At 56.7% G+C, this 1,666-nt stretch carries 1 protein-coding gene; it reads left to right on the top strand.

Going from position 1 to position 1,666, the window contains the following annotated elements; all coding sequences use genetic code 11:
- Nucleotides 1–1,473: penicillin-binding transpeptidase domain-containing protein (locus NWF35_RS01010; protein WP_301237249.1), on the top strand; the 1,473-nt coding region annotated here is incomplete at its 5' end.
- Nucleotides 1,474–1,666: the final 193 nt, after the last annotated feature.

Here is a 1,666-nt window from a genome sequence, read left to right as displayed (position 1 = left end):
CCGGGATCGTCGATCAAACCGATCACCGTCTATGCACCGGCCATCGAGTTGAATGATGATATCAACGAATACGCGCAGATTCCAGACGAGCCGGTATCCTACGGCGGCTGGACACCGCAAAACTACGAGCACCGGTATTACGGTGTCGTAAAGATGCGGGATGTCGTGGCCGAATCGATGAACGCGGCGACGGTATGGATTTTGGACCACAAAGTCGGGTTGGACAAAGCCTTGAAGTTCGGTCGAAAAGCTGGTTTGCCGTTGACAAGAAAGGATTTGGGATGGTCGCCGCTCGCATTGGGCGGATTGACCGACGGTGTGAACACGGTGCAGATGGCACAAGCTTACTCTTCGTTGGACAACAACGGCGTGATGAATGAAGCCCATGCCGTAGAGAAAGTGGTAACCGCTGACGGAGAAGTCAAAGAACCGATAAAAGAAGTGAAAAAGGATGTACGGGTATACTCTGCCAAAGCAGCATGGTACACTACCCGGATGTTGTTATCCGTTGTCTCGGGTGAAGGTGTGACACACGGAAACACCGGGAAATTTGCCAAGCTGGACAACGGTCAACCGGTGGCCGGGAAAACGGGCACGACACAAAACGGCAAAGATGCGTGGTTTGTCGGTTACACGCCGAAGCACGTGTTGGCGGTCACCATTTTCAACCCGCCGAAAGGTGAACAAGTGGAGTTGACCGGTGGGAAATATCCGGCGAAGATGTTCAAGGCCATCATGGAAGATACGATGAAGGACAACAACGAGCCCATCACGCGGTTTGAGCCGCCGCCGGGCGTGCCGGAACCGACACCGCCGTTCCAGTTGGTGGCCGTCAGCGTGGGCGCGCAGTATGATCAAGCGTCGCACGCCGTCCATCTGAGCTGGAACGCGCAAAACGATCCGCGCGTCAAATACCGTGTGGAGCGTTCCGAGGATCAGGTCAACTGGCAGCCGCTGGGTGAGGTGCAAGGCGGTGCGTTTACGGATACCAGCATCCAAGTGCCGCAAGCCGGTGGAGACGGTGGCTTGCTCGGCGGACTCGCGCCGGCACCGCAACCGAAAACCTATTACTACAGAGTTATCGCCATCGACACGAAAACCAACCAAGAACTGCCGTCCAACGTGGCGACGGTTCAAGTCACGCCGGATCAACCGCAAACGCCGCCACCTGACCAGGGTAACCCGCAAGGCAACCCACAAGGCAACCCGCAGGGCAATGACCAGGGCAATCAGCAGGGTAACCCGCAAGGCAATGACCAAGGTCAGGGTCCCGGCGGAATCTTTGGTGGACCGGGTGGCCAAGACGGTTCGAACGCTGGCGGCACCGACGGTACCAGCACAGGCGGTACCGACAGTACTGGCGGTACCAGTACAGGAGGTACCAGTACAGGCGGTACCGACCAAGGGACCGACACCGGAACCGATCGTGGCAACGGTGGACACAACGGCGGCAATAACGGCTTTATCGGCTGACGTTGCTCATTCAAAAGGACCGGCTTTCTGGCCGGTCCTTTCTGTTGACAAAATCCGCGGGCACCAAAAGAGTGGCCGTTTTCCCACAAGCGAACTTTGAGCTTGCCGAAAGAAAAGCGAGAGATCATGATGCTCTCGCAATCGTTTGGCTAGCGAAACCACATGCACAGCAGTCTCAAGGAGCGGTCTTGTA

Origin of the sequence: Polycladomyces subterraneus, from assembly GCF_030433435.1 — a bacterium.
In the GTDB taxonomy this organism is placed as follows: domain Bacteria; phylum Bacillota; class Bacilli; order Thermoactinomycetales; family JIR-001; genus Polycladomyces; species Polycladomyces subterraneus.
Note: the sequence above shows the minus strand (reverse complement) of the source record. Positions and strands in the feature narration are given on the sequence as shown.